This window comes from Streptomyces sp. NPDC046881 (genome assembly GCF_040645015.1).
Taxonomy (GTDB): domain Bacteria; phylum Actinomycetota; class Actinomycetes; order Streptomycetales; family Streptomycetaceae; genus Streptomyces.
Map to the genome: position 1 here is coordinate 15,384 of NZ_JBEYXJ010000040.1, position 14,489 is coordinate 29,872.

General features: G+C 74.5%; 15 protein-coding genes. 5 read left to right on the forward strand and 10 right to left on the reverse strand.

Annotated features, from left to right (window positions below; genetic code table 11):
• Window positions 1-112 precede the first annotated feature (112 nt).
• Window positions 113-1,057, forward strand: coding sequence for a LysR family transcriptional regulator (locus ABZ923_RS20345; RefSeq protein ID WP_361473496.1), 945 nt, complete (start codon window positions 113-115; stop codon window positions 1,055-1,057).
• A gap of 5 nt (window positions 1,058-1,062) precedes the next feature.
• Here ABZ923_RS20345 and ABZ923_RS20350 read toward each other — a convergent pair whose 3' ends face one another.
• A complete protein-coding gene (locus ABZ923_RS20350; RefSeq protein ID WP_361473499.1) occupies window positions 1,063-1,629 on the reverse strand; it encodes a GNAT family protein in 567 nt (188 codons plus the stop codon).
• A 2-nt stretch (window positions 1,630-1,631) separates the two neighbouring features.
• A complete protein-coding gene (locus ABZ923_RS20355) occupies window positions 1,632-2,231 on the reverse strand; it encodes an HD domain-containing protein (protein WP_361473501.1) in 600 nt (199 codons plus the stop codon).
• Between the two features lie 183 nt (window positions 2,232-2,414).
• Here ABZ923_RS20355 and ABZ923_RS20360 point away from each other — a divergent pair, with 183 nt between their 5' ends.
• Window positions 2,415-2,771 (forward strand): cupin domain-containing protein, encoded by a 357-nt coding sequence (locus ABZ923_RS20360; RefSeq protein WP_361473504.1) that lies wholly within the window; start codon window positions 2,415-2,417, stop codon window positions 2,769-2,771.
• A gap of 167 nt (window positions 2,772-2,938) precedes the next feature.
• Here ABZ923_RS20360 and ABZ923_RS20365 read toward each other — a convergent pair whose 3' ends face one another.
• The 3 genes from ABZ923_RS20365 to ABZ923_RS20375 form a co-directional block, all read right to left on the reverse strand.
• Window positions 2,939-3,919 carry a pyridoxal-phosphate dependent enzyme gene (locus ABZ923_RS20365; protein ID WP_361473507.1) on the reverse strand — a complete coding sequence of 327 codons (981 nt, stop codon included), beginning with the start codon at window positions 3,917-3,919 and terminating at the stop codon, window positions 2,939-2,941.
• Window positions 3,920-3,982: 63 nt separating this feature from the next.
• Window positions 3,983-5,335, reverse strand: a complete 1,353-nt coding sequence (locus ABZ923_RS20370; protein ID WP_361473509.1) for a VWA domain-containing protein — start codon at window positions 5,333-5,335, stop codon at window positions 3,983-3,985.
• Window positions 5,332-6,189: a MoxR family ATPase gene (locus ABZ923_RS20375; protein ID WP_361473512.1), complete on the reverse strand. Its 858-nt coding sequence runs from the start codon at window positions 6,187-6,189 to the stop codon at window positions 5,332-5,334. The genes ABZ923_RS20370 and ABZ923_RS20375 overlap by 4 nt, the downstream gene beginning before the upstream one ends.
• Window positions 6,190-6,412: 223 nt before the next feature.
• Between ABZ923_RS20375 and ABZ923_RS20380 the strand changes: the two genes are divergently transcribed.
• The 3 genes from ABZ923_RS20380 to ABZ923_RS20390 are packed head-to-tail and all read left to right on the forward strand — an operon-like array spanning window position 6,413 to window position 8,699.
• Window positions 6,413-7,093, forward strand: coding sequence for an ABC transporter permease (locus tag ABZ923_RS20380; RefSeq protein WP_361473515.1), 681 nt, complete (start codon window positions 6,413-6,415; stop codon window positions 7,091-7,093).
• Window positions 7,090-7,761, forward strand: coding sequence for an ABC transporter permease (locus ABZ923_RS20385; RefSeq protein WP_361473518.1), 672 nt, complete (start codon window positions 7,090-7,092; stop codon window positions 7,759-7,761). The genes ABZ923_RS20380 and ABZ923_RS20385 overlap by 4 nt, the downstream gene beginning before the upstream one ends.
• Window positions 7,758-8,699 (forward strand): ABC transporter substrate-binding protein, encoded by a 942-nt coding sequence (locus ABZ923_RS20390; RefSeq protein ID WP_361473521.1) that lies wholly within the window; start codon window positions 7,758-7,760, stop codon window positions 8,697-8,699. Before ABZ923_RS20385 ends, ABZ923_RS20390 begins: the two co-directional genes overlap by 4 nt.
• A 6-nt stretch (window positions 8,700-8,705) precedes the next feature.
• Here the strand turns inward: ABZ923_RS20390 and ABZ923_RS20395 are convergent, their stop codons facing one another.
• The 5 genes from ABZ923_RS20395 to ABZ923_RS20415 all read right to left on the reverse strand — a co-directional run bounded on the left by ABZ923_RS20395 (window position 8,706) and on the right by ABZ923_RS20415 (window position 14,487).
• Window positions 8,706-9,860, reverse strand: coding sequence for a betaine/proline/choline family ABC transporter ATP-binding protein (locus tag ABZ923_RS20395; RefSeq protein ID WP_361473524.1), 1,155 nt, complete (start codon window positions 9,858-9,860; stop codon window positions 8,706-8,708).
• A 231-nt stretch (window positions 9,861-10,091) separates the two neighbouring features.
• A complete protein-coding gene (locus ABZ923_RS20400) occupies window positions 10,092-10,733 on the reverse strand; it encodes an LUD domain-containing protein (protein ID WP_361473526.1) in 642 nt (213 codons plus the stop codon).
• Entirely contained in the window at window positions 10,730-12,208 is a 1,479-nt protein-coding gene (locus tag ABZ923_RS20405; protein ID WP_361473529.1) for a LutB/LldF family L-lactate oxidation iron-sulfur protein, read from the reverse strand. The genes ABZ923_RS20400 and ABZ923_RS20405 overlap by 4 nt, the downstream gene beginning before the upstream one ends.
• On the reverse strand, window positions 12,205-12,960 hold the full coding sequence (locus ABZ923_RS20410; protein ID WP_361473532.1) for a (Fe-S)-binding protein: 756 nt from the start codon (window positions 12,958-12,960) through the stop codon (window positions 12,205-12,207). Before ABZ923_RS20410 ends, ABZ923_RS20405 begins: the two co-directional genes overlap by 4 nt.
• A 72-nt stretch (window positions 12,961-13,032) precedes the next feature.
• On the reverse strand, window positions 13,033-14,487 hold the full coding sequence (locus ABZ923_RS20415; protein ID WP_361473629.1) for a rhamnulokinase family protein: 1,455 nt from the start codon (window positions 14,485-14,487) through the stop codon (window positions 13,033-13,035).
• Window positions 14,488-14,489: the final 2 nt, after the last annotated feature.

A 14,489-nucleotide genomic window follows, 5' to 3' on the forward strand; every position in this document is an offset into this window, starting at 1 on the left:
CCGCAGGAAAGAACGTAGGTCGCCGGACCCATAGGGATCCAATGAAGGATCGAATGGCTGACATTGGATCCCCTATGGGTCGCCGGGAATACCGGTCGGTGATACTCGGACCGTGGAGACCGCTTCCCTCGACCTGAACCTGCTGCGCACCTTCCTGGCCGTGTACCGCTCCGGCTCCTTCACCGGAGCCGCCCGCCTGCTCGGCCTGTCCCAGCCGACGGTGACGACGCAGATGCGCGCGCTGGAACGGCAGACCGGCCGGGAGCTGTTCGAACGGCTGCCGCGCGGGGTCACGCCGACCCCCGTGGCCGACGAGCTGGCGGCCCGTGTCGCCGCGCCGCTGGACGAGCTCGCGGCGGTCGCCGGCCCCACCCCGCCGGCCGGGTCCGGGGCCGAACCGGTGCACCTGGCCGGCCCGGCGGAACTGCTGTGCACCATGGTCCTGCCGGCCCTCGCACCGCTGGTCACCGAGGGCGTACGGCTGCGGGTGGCGACCGGGCTGACCGATCCGCTGCTGGACGAACTGCGCGCCGGCCGCCACGACCTGGTGATCGCCACCACCCGCCCGCGCGGCCGCACCCTGCACTCCGTTCCGCTCACCGACGAGGAGTTCGTGCTGGTCGCGGCACCGGTCTGGGCCGAGCGGCTGACGGGCCCGCGGCGCGCGCAGGACCCCCAGGGCCGGGAGCCCGGCGCGCAGGCCGCCTTCGATCCCGGCGTCCTGCAGGGCGTCCCGCTCCTCACCTACGCCGAGGACCTGCCGATCGCCCGCCGCTACTGGCGGCACGTCTTCGGCCGGCGCCTGTCCCGTACCGCCGCGGTGACCGTGCCGGACCTGCGCGGGGTCCTGACGGCCGTGGCCGCGGGCGCCGGGTTCAGCGTGCTGCCCCGCTATCTGTGCCAGGACCTGCTGGAGTCCGGCGCGCTCGTGGCGCTGCTGGAACCGGAGGACCCGCCGATCAACACCGGCTTCCTCGTCCAGCGGCCCGGCGCCTCCGACAACCCGGACGTGGCCCGCGTCCGCGCCCTGCTGCTGCGGGCGGCGCGCGGCTGGTAGGCCGTTCAGGCCGCGGGGTCTTCGAGGGCGGCCCGCCACTCCGGGGCCAGCACCGCCCAGATCTCCTCGTCGTGCCGCTCGCCCCGGTACAGGTGGCTTTCCCGCAGCACGGCCTCCTTGCGCATGCCGAGCCGGCGGGCGACCGCGATGCTGGGCGCGTTGCCGGCCGACACCCACCACTCGACGCGGTGGATGCCCCGCTCCCGGATGGCCCAGTCGACGAGCAGGCGTGCCGCCCGGGTCACCAGACCCCGGCCCACCCCGGCCGGCTCCAGCCAGCAGCCCGCCTCCGCCGTACCCTGCGCCACGTCCATCCGGCGCAGGATCACCGCCCCGACCAGGGTGCCGCCGAGGCGGATCCCCCGGATCAGGCCCTCGTCGGCCGCCTCCTTCCGCGCGTACGCCTCCAGGAACGCCCGGCCGGCGGCCACGTCCGTGACCACGTCCGGCAGTCCGTTGAACCGCCCGATGAACTCCCGTCCCCGGTCCACATGGGCGAGGAACTCCTCGGCCTGCCAGGGCTGGAGCGGGCACAGCTCGGCGCCGTCGGCACCGAGTGGGGTCGCGAACATGGTCACCTTCGGGTGAGCGGGTGGGACATCTGGTACGCCAGCCTACGGTCCGCGTCCTCGCCGATGGCGGTGAGGAACTCGTCCAGTTCCATGAACCACTGCCAGGCCGGCCGGCCGTCGGCCTCCGCCAGCCGCGCCACCACCAGGTCCTCCAGCTCCGGGACCCGCTTGTTCTTCCAGACCTTGTCGGCGAGGCTCACCAGCAGGTCCGCCACACCGGTGCCGGGAGCCGCCCAGGACGCGTGGGTGCCGGCGAACCGGGCGAGTCGGGCCGTCACCCCGTACGCCAGCAGCAACTCCCGCCCCGCTGCCTCGTGTCGCGCGCCGGGACCGGACAGCTCGGCCGGGTGCAGCGCCTTGCCGATGTCGTGCGTGGCGGCACCGAACAGCACCGCCTCGGCGTCGAACTCCAGCCGGGGGCAGTGCCGTTGCACCCATGCCACGAGCTGGGCGGCGACGTCGTGCACCGCCCGGAGGTGGGCCACCAGCCGGGGCGGCGCGCCGGCCCGCTCCAGCAGCAGGGCGGCCTGTCCGGGCAGGGGGCGCAGGGGCGGGTCACCGGTGTCGTCCGTGGCGATGGACACGGTGTCGGCGGCGGTCATCGGGTCAGCGTAGCCGCGGTCCGCGACCGACATCGTTGTCCCGCGGCCCTGGATGGCGGGGCCGGATCGCCGGGCCGACCATGGTGGTGGGATACGGCCGCCGCAGCACCGGTGCCGTCCGAGGCCGCCGGGGACGGAGGCCGGCCCCGGCCGCGGTCAGCGGCCGGAAGGGAGGACACCGCCATGCTGGAAGTGAAGACGGTCGAGAAGCCGGACGAACGGCGCGACTTCCCCCGCGGCCACCTCGAAGCCCTCCACCTGACCGGACTCGACTTCGCGGTGGGCACGTTCGAGCCGGGGTGGCGCTGGTCGGAGTCGGTGGCGCCGATCGCGGGCACCGAGAGCTGCATGGTCCACCACAACGGGTACGTCGTGCAGGGACGGATGCACCTGCGCATGGACGACGGCGGTGAGGGCGAGGTCGGCCCGGGCGACGTCTTCGTCTGCCCGCCCGGCCACGACGCCTGGGTGGTCGGTGACGAACAGGTCGTCGTCCTGGACTTCGCCGGGACGATGGCGAACGAGTACGCGAAGGGGTAGGGCCTCTCTTCCGGATCTTGCCGGTGTCGCGGGGCGGCCAGGTGGCGCGGTCGCTCGGGGCCGGCCTGATCCGGAAGAAAGACCCTGGCCGGACGCCGGTGTCCGTCCGCGTGTCCCCGCCGCCGGGCCGCACCGGGCGCGGCCCGGCGGCCTGCCCGAAGGTCCTGTCAGCCCGTGGCGTCGAAGGTCCCCGCCCCCTCCTCCGCGAACCCGACGGCGTCCGGGTGGCCGAACAGGCCCGGGAGACCGCCGGTGTGGAGGAGGACCGTCTTCTCGCCGGCCCGGACGGTGCCGTCGGCGATCGCGGCGTGCAGGCCGGCCAGGGCCCGGCCGGTGTAGACAGGGTCCAGCGGCAGGCCCTCGGTGCGGGCGGCCAGCCGCAGCGCCTCGCGTACCGGGCCGGTCAGCGTCGCGTACCCGGCACCCACCTGGTCCCGGCGGATCCGCAGCCCCTCCGGGGAGAGGCGCTCCGTGGTGAGCGGTGCGGCGAACTCGGTCACCGCCGCCGCCGGGTCGGCCAGCGCGCCCACGTCGACGCCCAGCACCGCCCCGCTGCCCAGGGCCGCGACCAGCCCGGCCATCGTGCCGCCGGAGCCGAGCGCCACCACCGTCGTGCGCAGCCCCGGCAGTTGCTCGCGCAGTTCCTCGCCGCAGCGCAGGTAGCCGCGGGCGCCCAGGACGCCGGAACCGCCGAAGGGGATCAGCGCTGGGCGGGCACCGCCGGCCCGCAGGCGCGCGCAGACCTCGGCCGCCGCCGCGTCCAGCCCGGCCTGGTCGACCGGGCCGGCCCAGGCGAGCCGGGCGCCGAACAGGCCGTCGAGGGCCAGGTTTCCGGAGCGGGAGGCGCCCGGGGAGCCGCGCAGCACGAGGACGACCGCCAGACCGAGCCGGGCGCCCGCGGCGGCGGTGAGCCGGGCGTGGTTGCTCTGCGGGGCGCCGGTGGTCACCAGCGTGTCCGCGCCCTCGGCGAGGGCCGCGCCGACCGTCCACTCCAGCTTGCGGATCTTGTTCCCGCCGCCGCCGAGACCGGTCAGGTCGTCCCGTTTCACCCACAGGTCGTCCGGCCCGAGTCCCAGCGCGGCGGCCAGCCGGGGCGCCGGTTCCAGCGGGGTGGGGAAGGTGCCCAGCGGCACGGGCGGGTGAGTCATGGCGACGCGTCCTCGGGTCGGGTCCGGCGATGGGCCCAGTGGATCACGGACCGGCGCCCGGCGTCACACCGGCAGCAGCCCCGCGATGAGCCCGCTCAGCTGCCGGGCCGTGCGGCACTCGTGCATCTCGACCAGCTCGGCGTAGGCGGGCGCGGCCGAGTCGCCGGTGCCCCAGCGGTCGCGCGGCTCGGGGTTCAGCCAGTACACGCGCCGGGCCCGCCGGGCCAGCTCGCGCACGGCGGGGAGGTTGGGGTCGCTCATGTTCGTCCGGGCGTCCCCGAGGACGAACACGGTCGTCCGCGGGCCGACCGCACCGCCGTACCGCTCGGTGAACTCGCCCAGGGCCACGCCGTAGTCGCTGCTGCCGTGCCAGCCGGTGAGCACGGCCTCGGCGCGGATCCGGGCGCTCAGCCCGTCGGGGTCGGCGCGGCCGTGGTCGAGCAGGCCGGTGACCTCGTCGAGCCGGTTGACGAAGGCGAACACGCGCACCTTGCTGAACTGGTCGTGCAGGGCCTGCACGAGGAGCATGGTGAAGTCCGAGAAACCGGACACCGAGCCGGACACGTCGCAGAGCAGCACCAGTTCGGGGCGGACGGGGCGGCGCCGGCGCAGCACCGGCCGCATCGGCACCCCGCCCGTGGACAGCGAGGAGCGCAGGGTGCGGCGCAGGTCGATCGTGCCGCGCGCGGCCCGGCGGCGGCGCGCGGCGAGCCGGGTGGCCAGCTTGCGCGCCAGCGGCTGGACGGCCCTGCGCAGTTCGGCGAGTTGGTCCCGGCCGGCGAGCAGGAAGTCGACCCGGTCGGCGGTCGGCCGGACTCCCCGCCGCGCGATCTCGTCCGGCCCGCGCCGCTCCGCGACCCGGCGCCGGGCCTCCGTCCCGACCATCCGCCGGAACTCCTCGATGCGGCGCCGGATCTCGTCGTCCAGCAGCCGGTCCGCGAAGCCCGCGCCGCTCCCGTCCCGGCCGCGCACCTCGGACCGTACCCGGGCCAGCAGGGTCTGCGGGCGCAGCCGGTCCAGGGTCTGGTACGCCGACCAGCCGTCCGAGCCCGGTGAACTCCCGTACCCTCCCAGGCCGTCGACGGCCTCCGCCGCCAACCGGGCCAGCCGTGCCCGGTCGTCGGCGGCCAGCGCCTCCGCGAGCCGGTCCCGCAGGGTCTCGCGGTCCGGGGGAGCACCGTCCGGGCCGCCGACCCCGCGGGGGAAGTACAGGTCGAAGACCGAGTCGAACACGGCGCGTTGGCCCGGGCCGTGCAGCAGAGTGGCCGCCAGCCCCTCGCGCAGCAGCTCCCGGTCGGCGAGGCCCAGCGCCTCCACGGCGCGGGCCGCGTCCACGGTCTCCCCGGTGCCGATCCGCACCCCGTGCGCGCGCAGCGCCCCGGCGAGGCCCGTGATCCGGTCGGCGACGTCGGTCACAGCGCGTCCAGGTCGAGCTTGGCCGCCGCCTTCTGGATGTCGTCCTGGTGCTTGAGGATCACGCCGAGGGTGTCCCGGACGACGGTCTCGTCGAGGGTGCCGGCGCCCAGGGCCAGCAGGGTGCGCGCCCAGTCGATGGTCTCGGCGACGGACGGCACCTTGCGCAGGTCCATGGCGCGCAGCGCCCCGACGACCCGGACCACCGACGCGGTCAGCGCCTCGCCGAGACCCGGCACCTTCAGCCGTACGATCCGCCGCTCCAGCTCCTCCTCCGGGAAGCCGATGTGCAGGAAGAGGCAGCGGCGGCGCAGGGCCTCGGACAGCTCGCGGCCGGCGTTGGAGGTGAGCACGACGAACGGGCGGCGGGTCGCGGTGACCGTGCCCAGTTCCGGGACGGTGATCTGGAAGTCGCTCAGCACCTCCAGCAGCAGTCCCTCCATCTCGACGTCGGCCTTGTCGGTCTCGTCGATGAGCAGCACCGTCGGCTCGTCGCCGCGGATGGCGGTGAGCAGCGGGCGGGGGAGCAGGAACTCCTCGCTGAAGATGTCGGTGCGGGTCTCGTCCCAGCTCTCGTCGCGGCCCGCGCTGATGCGCAGCAGCTGCTTGGCGTGGTTCCACTCGTACAGGGCCCGGGACTCGTCCACGCCCTCGTAGCACTGGAGCCGGACCAGCCGGGCCGCGGCCACCTGGGCGACAGCCTTGGCCAGTTCGGTCTTGCCGACCCCGGCCGGGCCCTCGACCAGCAGCGGCTTGCCCAGCCGGGCGGCGAGGAAGACGGTCGTGGCGACGGCGGGCGAGGCGAGATAGCCGGTCTCGGCGAGGCGGGCGGAGACGTCGTCGACGGACGTGAACAACGGGGCCTCCGGCGGGTCGGGGAGCGGGCTCCTGGGGCGAACAACGGCCGAGCCCCTATCTAAGCGCTTGTTCAGCTCCGGCGCCACGGGTATGTGCCCGGCCGACGGGCTCCGCCGCGACGGCGAACGCCCTGCTGGGCACCGCCGGGGAGCGCGGCGCCGGCTCCCCCGGACGGGCCAGCCCAGCGCGCCGCCGCCCCCGGCCGCCCGGTCCAATGGAGCCGTGACCGCGCCCCCGGACGACTGCCTCGCGCGCAACGAGTGGATCTGCGGCGCCTACCTGAGCACCCGCCGGCAGATCCTGCTCGACGCGGTCGTCCAGCACCTCCAGCTGACCTTCCTGTCGGTCCTGATCGGCCTGCTCGTCGCCCTGCCGCTCGCGGTACTCGCCCGCCGCTGGGGATGGGCCGCCGGACCGGTCCTCGCCGTCACGACGATCCTCTACACCATCCCGTCGCTGGCCATGTTCTCCCTGCTCCTGCCCCTCTACGGCCTCTCGGCCACCCTGGTCGTCGCCGGGCTGGTGCTGTACTCGCTCACCCTGCTCGTCCGGAACATCCTCGCCGGGCTGCGCGCGGTCCCCGAAGAGACCCGGCAGGCCGCGCTCGGCCTCGGTTACGGCCCCGTCCGCCTGCTCCTCACCGTCGAGCTGCCCCTCGCCCTGCCCGCCGCGATGGCCGGCCTGCGCATCGCCACCGTCTCGGCGGTCTCCCTGGTCACGGTCGGCGCGATCGTCGGCTTCGGCGGCCTCGGCGACCTCATCTACGCGGGCATGAACACCTACTTCAAGGCCCAGGTGCTCACCGCGTCCGTGCTGTGCGTGGTCATCGCCGTCGCCGCCGACGTGCTCCTGCTGGGCGTGCAGCGGCTGATCACGCCCTGGACGCGGGCGGCCCGCGGATGAACGCCCTCGCCGCCGCCTGGGACTGGCTCGCCGACCCCGCGCACTGGTCGGGCGACGACGGCATCCGGCACCGGCTGCTCCAGCACCTCGCGCTCACCGTCGCCTGCCTGCTGCTCAGCTGTCTGATCGCGCTGCCCGTCGCCCTCGTCCTCGGCCACCTCGGCAAGGGCGGCGCGCTCGCCGTGAACATCTCCAACGTCGGCCGGGCCGTGCCCACCTTCGCCGTCCTGGTGCTGCTGCTCCTGACCCCGGTCGGCAGGTGGGGCGAGGGCCCGACGGTGGTCGCCCTGGTGCTCTTCGCCGTACCGCCGCTGCTCACCAATGCCTACGTCGGCATGCGCGAGGTCGACCGCAGCGTGGTCCAGGCCGCCCGGGGCATGGGGATGACCGGCCGGCAGGTGCTGTTTCACGTGGAATTGCCCCTTTCGCTCCCCCTGGTGCTGAACGGGGTGCGGATCGCCGCCGTCCAGCTCGTGGCCACCGCCACCATCGCCGCGCTCGCCGGCGGCGGCGGCCTCGGCCGGATCATCACGGCCGGGTTCAACCTCGCCAGCACCCCGATGGTGGTCGCGGGCGCGCTGCTCGTCGCCGGGTTCGCCCTCCTCGTCGAGGGGGTCTTCGAGGTGGTCGAGCGGCTGGCGCCGGTGTGGGCCCGGGGCGGCCGGTGAGGGCGCGTACGGCACTCGCCGCGCTCGCGCTCCTCCTGCCGGCCGGCTGCGCCACCGGCCCGGCCCTGGAACACCGCGGCCAGGTCACCGCACCGCCCGGCGACAGCCGCCACCTGACCATCGGCTCGGCCGGCTTCACCGAGAGCGACCTGCTCGCCCAGCTCTACGCCCAGCTGCTGAACCAGGCCGGCTACCGGACGTCCATCCTCACCGTCGCCAACCGGGAGCTGTACGAACCGGCCCTGGAGTCGGGCCAGATCGACGTCGTGCCCGAGTACGCGGCCACGTTCGCCGACTGGCTCAACGCCAAGACGCACGGCGCGGGCGCACGCCCGGTCGGCTCGCCCGACCTCGCCGCCACGATGCGGGCGCTGCGCGGCCTCGCCGCACCCCGCGGCCTCACCGTCCTGCCCCCGGGCCGGGCCGTCGACCAGAACGCCTTCGCGGTGACCGCCGCCTACGCCCGCCGGCACCGCCTCAGGACCCTCAGCGACCTCGGCGCCTCCGGACTGAAGGTACGGCTCGCGGCGGGCGACGAGTGCGTGCAGCGGCCGTACTGCGCGCCGGGCCTGCGGAAGGTGTACGGCATCGACATCACCGGCATCGACCCCAAGGGCGTGGGCACCACCCAGGCCAAGCGGGCCGTGCAGACCGGCCGGGACCAGATGGTGCTGACCACCACCACCGACGCCACCCTCGGCTCCTTCGGCCTGGTCCTGCTCGCCGACGACAAGCGGCTGCAGAACGCCGACTACGTCGTCCCGGTCGTCAACCGCTCGCGCGCGGGCGGCCCCCGTGTGGCGAAGGTGCTCGGCAGGCTCAACGACGTCCTCACCACCGGCGACCTGGCCGCCATGAACCAGCAGGTCGACAGCTGGCGCCGGCTCCCGGCCGACGTGGCCCGCACCTATCTGTCGGACAAGGGCCTGCTGAAGTAGCCCGCCTCAGGCGTCCGCCACCGATGCGAACCGCACCTGTCCGCGGGGCACACCGCGTGCGTCCGCGTCCACCGAGCGGCGCAGCGCCTCGTGCAGCTTCGCCGGCGTCAGCACCCCGCGGAACCGCGCCCCCTCCAGCACGGCGACCCACCCGGCGTCGTACTGGAGCATCACACCGAACGCCTGCTTCAGCGGGGCGCCGACCGGCACCCAGGCGGTCATCCGGTGCGTCAGCTCCCCGACTGTGCCGCCCGCCACCAGTTCCTCGATGCCGACCCAGCCGTGCAGGTCACCGCCCCGGTCCAGCACCACCGCCCACCGGGCGCCCTCGGCCCGCAACCGCTCCAGCGCCTGCCCGGCGGGCTCGTCCAGGCGGGCCACCGGCGGCTGCTCCAGGTCCTCCGGCTCGATCGTGGTGACCGACAGCCGCTTCAGCCCGCGGTCGGCGCCCACGAAACCGGCGACGTACGGCGTCGCGGGCGACCCCAGCACCGCGCCGGGCGTGTCGAACTGCTCGATGCGGCCCTGCCCGTACACGGCGATACGGTCGCCGAGCCGGACGGCCTCCTCGATGTCGTGCGTGACCAGCAGCACCGTCTTGCGCACCGCGGCCTGCATGCGCAGGAACTCGTCCTGCAACTGCTCGCGCACCACCGGGTCGACCGCGCCGAACGGCTCGTCCATCAGCAGCACCGGCGGATCCGCGGCCAGCGCCCGCGCCACGCCGACCCGCTGCCGCTGCCCGCCGGACAGCTGCTCCGGGTAGCGCGACCCGTACGTCTTCGGGTCCAGGCCCACCAGGTCCAGCAGCTCGGCCGCCCGGGCCCGCGCCTTCGCCCGCGTCCAGCCGAGCAGTGCGGGCACGGTCGCGGTGTTGTCCAGGACGGTGCGGTGCGGGAAGAGGCCCACCTGCTGGATGACGTACCCGATCCGGCGGCGCAGCCGGACCGGGTCGACGGTCGCGACGTCCTCGCCGCCGACGAGGATCCGGCCCGAGGTCGGCTCGATGAGCCGGTTCACCATCATCATCGTGGTCGTCTTGCCGCACCCGGACGGTCCCACGAGCGTGACCAGCTCGCCCTCGGACACCTCGAAGGAGAGGTCGTCCACGGCCGTCGTACCGTCCGGATACCGCTTGGTGACCTGCTCGAACCGGATCATTCCCTCACGCTACGGCAGCGTCCCCCGGGCCTCATCCCGCCGTGCCCCGACCGGCGGACACCGACGTTCACCGCCCGGCCGTGAGCACGATTGTGGGCTCGCCGCTCTGCATGCCCCACAGAGACGATCACTTCGGCGGCGCCGTCGTCCAGCAGCCGCTGCCGCTTGGTGCGGGTGCGGGTGCGGGTGACGGCGACGGGCGTGGCGCCGAGCCGGTTCCAAGGGGGTGGGTCAGCCGAGCAGGATCACCTCCAGGGTGCGTGGGCCGTGCACGCCCTCCACCCGGTCCAGTTCGATGTCGCTGGTGGCCGACGGGCCCGAGATCCACGTCAACGGCCGGGTGGGATCGAGGCGTTCGAGGGCCTGCGGGACGGAGTTGACGACCTGGTCCGGGACGCGGACGACACAGATGTGGTGGTCCGGGACGAGCGAGATACGGCGCCGGCCCTGGTCCGGGGAGCCGTCGAGGACGATCGTGCCGGTCTCGGCGATCGCCACGGCGCAGCCCGTCACCACGCTGTCGACCCGGTCCAGCCGCTGCGCAGTGTCCGCCGCCCGGTCCCGGATCCGCACGGGACCGGCGGCCGGCAGCCACTCCGCCGGCAGCCCCGGCGGGACCAGCACCTCCCGGGAGCCTCGCTCGGCCAGCAGCCGCATGACCAGCAGCGGCAGCTCCCCGGCGTCGGCGCGGTGCACGAGCGCCCGGTAGTCCGCCAGGTTCTCCGCCAGCAGCTCCACCGTCTCCTCGACGGTCCGCTCCCCGTGCTCGCGCAGATAGTCCCGCGCCACCGCCTCCTCGTACGGCCGGTCCTCCGGTGCCACGTCCGCGAGCGCGCGCCGCACCCGGCCCAGGACCCGTTCCCTGCTGCTCACTTGGTGCCGTCCTTTCCGCCGTGCGTGCGCTGCCACCAGTCCCGGAAGGGCTCCCGCGGCACAGCCGGCAGCTCCCGGGTGCCGCTCCAGGCCCGGCCGGGGCCCGGCAGCGTACGGGGGTGCAGCCGGCGGGTCCGGGAGGCCAGCCGCTGGCCCGCGCGCAGCGCGCCCGGGTGGGAGAACGCCCAGCGTGCCGCCCGCATCGCCGCCCGCTCGGCCGCGTGCCCCTTCGCCGGCCGGAGCACCACCTTGTTGCCCTGCCGTACCGCCGGACCGCCCTCCACGACCCGCTCGCGCAGGTGCACCAGCACCTCGGGGATGTCGATGGCGACCGGGCACACCTCGTAGCAGGCCCCGCACAGGCTCGACGCGTACGGCAGCGAGGCGTCGATCTCGCTCTGCGTCCCCCGGAGCTGGGGGCTGAGAATGGCGCCGATGGGGCCCGGGTAGACCGAGCCGTAGGCGTGCCCGCCAGCCCGCTCGTACACCGGGCAGACGTTCAGGCAGGCGGAGCAGCGGATGCAGCGCAGCGCCTGGCGGCCGACCTCGTCGGCGAGCGTGTCGGTACGGCCGTTGTCCAGCAGGACCAGGTGGAAGGCGCGCGGGCCGTCCTCGTCCGTGGTGCCCGTCCACATGCTGGTGTACGGGTTCATGCGCTCGGCGGTGGAGGAGCGGGGGAGGGTCTGGAGGAAGACCTCCAGGTCCCGCCAGGAGGGGACGACCTTCTCGATGCCGACGACCGAGATGAGCGTCTCCGGCAGCGTCAGGCACATCCGGCCGTTGCCCTCGGACTCCACCACGACCAGCGTGCCGGTCTCGGCGACCATGAAGTTGGCGCCGGAGATGCCGACCTTCGCGCGCAGGAACTTCTCCCGCAGGTGCAGCCGGGCGGCCTCGGCGAGTTCGGCGGGCGTGTCCGTCAGGCCCTCCGGGGCCGGCCTGCCCCACTCGCCCATCTCGGCGCGGAAGATGTCCCGGATCTCGCCCCGGTTGCGGTGGATGGCCGGGACCAGGATGTGCGAGGGGCGGTCCTTGCCCAACTGCACGATCAGTTCGGCGAGATCGGTCTCGTAGGCGCGGACGCCCGCGGCCTCCAGGGCTTCGTTGAGGCCGATCTCCTGCGTGGCCATCGACTTGACCTTCACGACCTCCGACTCGCCCGTCTCCTCGACCAGCCGGGCCACGATCCGGTTGGCCTCGTCGGCGTCGGCGGCCCAGTGGACCGTACCGCCCGCCGCGGTGACCGACTCCTCCAACTGCACCAGGTAGCGGTCGAGATGGCGCAGGGTGTGGTCCTTGATCCGCCTGCCCGCCTCGCGCAGGGCCGCCCAGTCGGACAACTCGGCCACCGCCCGGGCCCGTTTGGCGCGGATGGTGTGGGTGGCGTGCCGCAGGTTGCCGCGCAGGGTGGCATCGTGGACGGCGTCGTGCGCGGCCTTCGGGAAGGCCGGCATGCCGAGATACGTACCGGTCATACCGCCGGTTCCTCCTCCGTGCTCGCCAGGATCTCCGCGATGTGCACCGGCCGCATGCCCGTCCGCAGCCGGCTCATCGTGCCGCCGAGGTGCATCAGACAGGAGTTGTCGGCCGCACACAGCACCTCCGCGCCCGTCGACTCGGCGTTGCGTACCTTGTCCGCGCCCATCGCCGCCGACACCTCGGCGTTCTTCAGCGCGAACGTGCCGCCGAACCCGCAGCACTCCTCGGCGCCGGGCAGCTCGACCAGCTCCAGCCCCTTCACGGCCCGGAGCAGCCGGCGCGGCCGGTCGCCGAGGCCGAGACCGCGCAGCCCGTGGCAGGTCGGGTGGTAGGTGACCGTGTGCGGGTACCAGGCGCCGACGTCCGTCACCCCGAGCACGTCCACCAGGAACTCCGTCAGCTCGTACGTCTTCGGCACCACCGGAGCCAGCGTCCGCGCCAGCGAGTCCCCCCGCCCCTCGGCCCGGGCCCGCTCGCCCATGCGCGGATACAGCTCCCGCACCATCGCCCCGCACGATCCGGACGGCGTCACGATCGCCTCGTAGTCCCGGAAGACATCGGAGAAGTGCCGGGCCAAGGGCTCGGCCTCATGGCGGTACCCGGTGTTGTAGTGCGCCTGCCCGCAGCAGCTCTGGCCCATCGGGAAGTCGACGTCGACACCCAGTCTGGTCAGCAGCTTCACCACGGCACGCCCGGTGTCCGGATACAGCGTGTCGTTGACACAGGTCAGGAACAGGGCGACACGCATCGCGGCTCCTCGGTGTCGGTCATCGGACGAGTGCAGGGTAGTCGGCGGGTCCCGGCGACGGCAGGGCCCGGCTCACCGCGGGGCGAGCCGGGCCTCGGCCGCCCGCCACCGGCCGGGGTCGCCGCGGGGCGTGTACCGGGTGAGCGGCTGGGTGCGGGTGAGCAGCCGGCGCAGGTCGGCCAGGTCGCCGGCGAGTCCCTGTGCGCGGGCCTGCACGAGGACGTTGCCGAGGGCGGCGGCCTCGGTCGCGCCGGCCACCACCGGCAGACCGCAGGCGTCGGCCGTCAGCTGGCACAGCAGCGCGTTGCGGGTGCCGCCGCCGACCAGGTACACCACGTCCACCGGACGGTCGGCCAGCCGCTGCGCGTCCGTCACGGCCCGCCGGTGGGCGAGGGCCAGGGAGTCCAGGATGCACCGGGTGATCTCGGCCCGCGTCCCGGGGACCGGCTGCCCCGACTCCCGGCACGCCTGCGCGATCCGCTCCGGCATGCGCCCCGGCGCGAGGAACGCCTCGTCCCCGGCGTCCACCACCGAGCGCAGCGCCGGCACGGTGGCCGCCCCCCGCAGCAGCACCCCCAGATCCGGCTCCCCCCAGGCCCGTACGCACTCCTGGAGCAGCCACAGCCCCATGATGTTGCGCAGATACCGGACGGTGCCGTCGAGCCCCAGCTCGTTGGCGAAGTTCGCGGCCCGGCTCTCCTCGGTGAGTACCGGAGCGCGCAGTTCGAGGCCGGCCAGCGACCAGGTGCCGGTGCAGATGTAGGCGAAGCGCTCACCGGCAGCCGCGGGGACGGCGGCCACCGCGGAGGCGGTGTCGTGCGAGCCGACGGTGGTCACCGGCACCGGACCGGTCAGACCCGTCTCCGCCAGCACCTGCGGCCGCAGCGTCCCGGCCGGGTCGCCGGGCTGCCGCAGCGGCGCGAACAGGCCGAGGTCGATGCCGAGCCGGTCGGCGGTCCCGTACGACCAGTCGCGGGTCCGGGGGTCGATCAGCTGGGTGGTGGAGGCGTTGGTCAGCTCGGTGCCCTGCTCGCCGGTGAGCCAGTACGCCAGCAGGTCCGGGACGAGCAGCAGCCGCTTCGCGGCGGCCAGTTGGGCCGTGGAGCGGGCGGCCGTGAGCTGGTAGAGGGTGTTGAACGGCGCGTACTGCAGACCGGTGGCCGCGTACAGCTCGGCGGCCGGCACGGTCGCCCACACCTGCTCCGCGACCCCCTCGGTACGGCCGTCCCGGTAGTGCACCGGGTTGCCGAGCAGGGCCCCGTCGGCGTCCAGCAGGCCGTAGTCGACGGCCCAGCCGTCGACGCCCACGGAGGCGAGCCGTCCACCGCAGTGGGCACCGGCCGCCCGCAGCCCGTCCAGGACACCGCCGTACAGCGCGAGGATGTCCCAGCGCAGCCCCTCCGGGAGGCGCACCGGACGGTTGGGGAACCGGTGGGCCTCGCTCAGCTCCACCGAGTCCGGGCCGACCCGCCCGACCATCACCCGCCCGCTGGAGGCTCCGAGATCGACCGCCGCGTACGACTTCACGT

What these genes read in the sequence shown, in the direction of transcription:
- ABZ923_RS20395 (WP_361473524.1), bottom strand. Translation starts at nt 9,860, where the DNA reads ATGATCCGGTTCGAGCAGGTCACCAAGCGGTATCCGGACGGTACGACG.
- ABZ923_RS20360 (WP_361473504.1), top strand. Translation starts at nt 2,415, where the DNA reads ATGCTGGAAGTGAAGACGGTCGAGAAGCCGGACGAACGGCGCGACTTC.
- ABZ923_RS20365 (WP_361473507.1), bottom strand. Translation starts at nt 3,919, where the DNA reads ATGACTCACCCGCCCGTGCCGCTGGGCACCTTCCCCACCCCGCTGGAA.
- ABZ923_RS20410 (WP_361473532.1), bottom strand. Translation starts at nt 12,960, where the DNA reads ATGCGTGTCGCCCTGTTCCTGACCTGTGTCAACGACACGCTGTATCCG.
- ABZ923_RS20355 (WP_361473501.1), bottom strand. Translation starts at nt 2,231, where the DNA reads ATGACCGCCGCCGACACCGTGTCCATCGCCACGGACGACACCGGTGAC.
- ABZ923_RS20405 (WP_361473529.1), bottom strand. Translation starts at nt 12,208, where the DNA reads ATGACCGGTACGTATCTCGGCATGCCGGCCTTCCCGAAGGCCGCGCAC.
- ABZ923_RS20350 (WP_361473499.1), bottom strand. Translation starts at nt 1,629, where the DNA reads ATGTTCGCGACCCCACTCGGTGCCGACGGCGCCGAGCTGTGCCCGCTC.
- ABZ923_RS20385 (WP_361473518.1), top strand. Translation starts at nt 7,090, where the DNA reads ATGAACGCCCTCGCCGCCGCCTGGGACTGGCTCGCCGACCCCGCGCAC.